This window comes from Vibrio sp. 10N.222.46.A1 (assembly GCF_041473595.1).
GTDB classification, from domain to species: Bacteria; Pseudomonadota; Gammaproteobacteria; order Enterobacterales; family Vibrionaceae; genus Vibrio; species Vibrio tasmaniensis_A.
In genome coordinates this window covers 1-4141 of sequence record NZ_JBFRSN010000192.1, presented here as the reverse complement: position 1 = coordinate 4141, position 4141 = coordinate 1, and the positions used below count along the sequence as shown (strand labels likewise).

The window sequence follows — 4141 nt, the reverse complement described above, 5'->3', positions numbered from 1 at the left end:
ACTAAAAGAAGATCCAAACATGGTCATCATGTGGGCTGGCTACGGCTTCGCAAAAGATTACAACAAAGCACGCGGCCACTTTTATGCCATTGACGATGTAAGACAAACACTTCGTACTGGCGGCCCAACGGACGAAAGCTCTGGTCCAATGCCAATGGCGTGTTGGAGTTGTAAGAGCCCAGATGTCGCTCGTGTTATCGAAGAGCGTGGTGAAGATGGTTATTTTGAAGGTAAATGGGCGCGTCTTGGCAACGAGATCATTAACCCTATTGGCTGTTCAGACTGTCACGATACCCAAAGCGAAGGCTTTAAGAATGGTGAGCCAGCATTGAAGGTGACTCGTCCTTACGTTGAACGAGCATTTGAAACGATTGGTAAAAAGTTTGATGAACAAAGTCGTTTAGACCAACAAGCTTCTGTTTGTGCTCAGTGCCACGTGGAATACTACTTCACAGGGCCAACCAAAGGTGTGAAATTCCCTTGGGACCAAGGTACAACCGTTGGCGACATGGAACGCTACTATGATGCAATCAACTTTAAAGATTGGACGCATAAAGTATCGAAAGCACCCATGCTGAAAGCGCAACACCCAGGTTTCGAAACATGGCGCGAAGGTATTCACGGCAAAAACAAAGTTGTTTGTGCTGACTGTCATATGCCGAAAGTGACCAAAGAAGATGGCACCGTTTATACCGACCATAAAGTGGGTAACCCATTCGACCGCTTCGAAGATACGTGTGCAAACTGTCACACTCAATCGAAAGAAACTATGCGTAACATCGTTTCAAGCCGTAAAGCGCAAGTACTAAACATGAAGCTGACTGCTGAGAAACAAATCGTTGCTGCTCACTTTGAAGCAGGCGCAGCATGGGAAGCGGGTGCGACAGAGCAAGAGATGGAACCTATCTTACTCGATATCCGTCACGCTCAATGGCGTTGGGACTACGCTATCGCGTCTCACGGTATTCACATGCACGCACCTGAAATCGCTCTAGAAGTGCTAGGTACTGCCGTTGACCGCGCCGCGGATGCTCGTACTAAGATTGTTCGTCTACTGGCGAAGAAAGGCATCACCGATCCAATCGAGATTCCAGATATCTCGACAAAAGAAGCGGCTCAAAAAGCGCTTGGAATGGACATGGATAAGATGAACGCAGAGAAACAGCACTTCTTAGACACGGTTGTTCCTAAATGGGAAGAGCAAGCTGAAAAGCGTGAAGCCAACTACGAATACTAGTTTCTTCCATTAGACCATTAAGTAAAAACCAGTCACACTATTGTTGTGTGGCTGGTTTTTTAGGTTTTAGGGGAATACAGATCAATATCGAATCCCCGATCCACTCGCCAATTCAAGGAATAAACAATGAAAATCTTACTTTCGCTTTCGGCATTATGTATTGCACTACTCAGTTCAAGCGTTCACGCATCTGAGCGTGCTGAGACAGGGTGGGAATTAATAGAGAAAGGTGCATTAGTGGTTGATGTCAGAACACCTGCAGAGTTCGAACAAGGGCATCTAGACAACGCCATCAACTACCCTCTTTCTGAAGTGGCTACTCACTTTGCTAAGATAGATAAAGACCAACCCATCGTGTTGTACTGCCGCAGTGGCAATCGTTCAGGGCAAGCTTATCAATTCTTGCGCGCTCAAGGGTTTACTCAAATCCACAATGCTGGTGGCTTAATCGAAATGCAGGAAAACCAATAGTCTTCGAAATGAGATCTTAAGTAAGATCGCCTCTTTAGCAATTAGCCAAGCTTAACGGATCATCTGTTTGGCTTGGTTGATCGAATGGATAATAGAGACACGATCAATGCCCTTCTGATTGGAATCTAAGATTTGAGTCCACGCATCGATCGCTTGTTGATAGCGCATGCTGATGAAGTGATCGGTCGCAATCAACATCAATGCCGTACGATCATTGGGATCAAGCTGCATGGAGTGCTCCAACAACGCATTAACATCATCACTCATCGCTTGAGAGCTAAGATAATAAAGTGCTGTTGCTTTGGCAGCATAGAGGCCAGAAGGCGCTTGAGGATCTAAGCGAATCGCATAATCGTAGCAAGTGAATGCCGCATCAAACTCCGCTTTCTGCATGTACACACCACCAAGCTTAAACCACAAGTCGGATTGATTCGGGTCTTGCTCAAGGCTTTGCTGAAGCTCATCTTCGAAATCTGTTGCCGTGTAGTTATTGCTATCATCCAAAGGAAGTTGAGGTAACTCTTGTTTCAGTTGAGACCAGACCAGCACGCTCAAAGCCACCGCTGTAAGAGAAATCACCACATTGCCTTTTAGATGGCTGCCATTGTTGCTCGCGGCAATAACGACCGCGATCAAAAACAGACTCATTAGTACCAACGCAACCAACAACCAGATATCCATTCCACATCCCTTTTATTTAGATCTATCTCTACTCTATCGTTTTCGCACTGTCTCGTTATTGATCAAAGTTTAGCGTTCGAGATTTAGTATCAAACTTTTGCATAAAAGCGACGGGTTAAGGTTGGTGCTAAAACCTAAGCCATAAGCCAAATGAGAAGAGAAGAGAAGAGAAGAGAAAAAGAGTGAAATGACAGGCAATAAAAAACCGAGCACTTAGGCTCGGTTTTTTCATTGGTAAGCTTAATTACTTAACGTAATCGAGATTACTCAGTGTCTTGCTCGCTATCACTTTCAGAGTCAGAAGCATCAGATGCTTGCTCTTCACTTGATTCAGAAACAACAGCCGTTTCAGCGTTTACTGCGTCAGCATTTGCTTCTTCAGTTTCTTCGCCTTCAACAATCTCAGCTTCTTCTACTTCGTCGATACGTTGTAGACCTACAACATTCTCGTCTTCAGCAGTACGAATCAGTGTTACACCTTGAGTGTTACGACCAACTTGGCTTACTTCCGCTACGCGAGTACGTACTAGTGTACCTGCGTCGGTGATCATCATCATTTCATCGCCTTCTTCAACCTGAACAGCACCAACTACTGGGCCATTACGATCAGAGACTTTGATAGATACTACACCTTGCGTTGCACGGCCTTTCGTTGGGTATTCAGCCAGCTCAGTACGCTTACCGTAACCGTTTTGAGTCACAGTTAGGATATCGCCTTCGTTTGAAGGAACAATCAGTGAAACCACTTGATCGTCTTCTGGAAGCTTCATACCACGAACACCAGAGGCAGTACGACCCATTGGACGTACTTTGTCCTCGTTAAAGCGAACAACTTTGCCCGACTTCGAGAACAGCATGATGTCGCTATTACCGTCAGTAATATCAACGCCAATCAGTGAATCATCGTCACGTAAGTTAACTGCGATTAGGCCGTTAGCACGTACGTTTGCGAATTGATCCAGTGATGTCTTCTTAACGGTACCGTCGCCTGTTGCCATGAAGATGAATTTCTCGTTAGAGAACTCAGAAACAGGCAGGATAGCCGTAATACGCTCACCTTCTTCTAGAGGAAGAATGTTAACGATAGGCTTACCACGAGCCGTGCGGCTTGCTTGAGGCAGTTGGTAAACTTTCAAGCGGTACGTTTTACCACGAGTAGAGAAACATAAGATGTTATCGTGAGTATTAGCAACAAGCAGACGCTCAATGTAATCCTCATCTTTCATCTTAGTTGCACTCTTACCTTTACCACCACGACGCTGAGCTTCGTAGTCGCTTAGGATTTGGTACTTAACGTAACCTGCGTTAGAAAGCGTTACTACCACGTCTTCTTGAGCAATTAGCTCTTCCATGTCGATGTCATGAACCGCTGCTGTGATTTCTGTACGACGTTCGTCGCCATAGATATCACGTACCGCTTCAAGTTCTTCACGGATCACTTCCATCAAACGCTCAGTGCTTGCAAGGATATGCATTAGCTCAGCGATCTCTTCTAGAAGTGCTTTGTATTCGTCTAGAATCTTCTCGTGCTCAAGGCCAGTTAGGCGGTGAAGACGAAGTTCTAGAATAGCTTGCGCTTGAGTTTCCGTTAGGAAGTATTGACCATCACGGATACCGTATTGGTCTTCAAGCCAATCTGGACGAGCTGCATCAGTACCAGCACGTTCAAGCATTGATGCAACGTTACCAAGATCCCAACCACGAGATACTAGACCAACTTTAGCTTCTGCTGGTGTTGGTGCGTTCTTGATC

4 protein-coding genes are annotated in these 4141 nt (G+C 45.5%); 2 read left to right on the top strand and 2 right to left on the bottom strand.

Going from position 1 to position 4141, the window contains the following annotated elements; translation table 11 throughout:
• Both nrfA and AB4496_RS06590 read left to right on the top strand, forming a co-directional pair.
• A partial coding sequence (gene nrfA / locus AB4496_RS06595) for an ammonia-forming nitrite reductase cytochrome c552 subunit (protein ID WP_372130706.1) occupies positions 1-1237 on the top strand: 1237 nt, incomplete at its 5' end.
• A gap of 126 nt (positions 1238-1363) precedes the next feature.
• On the top strand, positions 1364-1708 hold the full coding sequence (locus AB4496_RS06590; protein WP_009848845.1) for a rhodanese-like domain-containing protein: 345 nt from the start codon (positions 1364-1366) through the stop codon (positions 1706-1708).
• Between the two features lie 51 nt (positions 1709-1759).
• On the opposite strand, the gene AB4496_RS06585 is transcribed toward AB4496_RS06590, so the two are convergent.
• Both AB4496_RS06585 and AB4496_RS06580 read right to left on the bottom strand, forming a co-directional pair.
• Positions 1760-2389: a hypothetical protein gene (locus tag AB4496_RS06585; protein ID WP_009848846.1), complete on the bottom strand. Its 630-nt coding sequence runs from the start codon at positions 2387-2389 to the stop codon at positions 1760-1762.
• A gap of 263 nt (positions 2390-2652) precedes the next feature.
• A partial coding sequence (locus AB4496_RS06580; RefSeq protein ID WP_372130704.1) for a DNA gyrase C-terminal beta-propeller domain-containing protein occupies positions 2653-4141 on the bottom strand: 1489 nt, incomplete at its 5' end.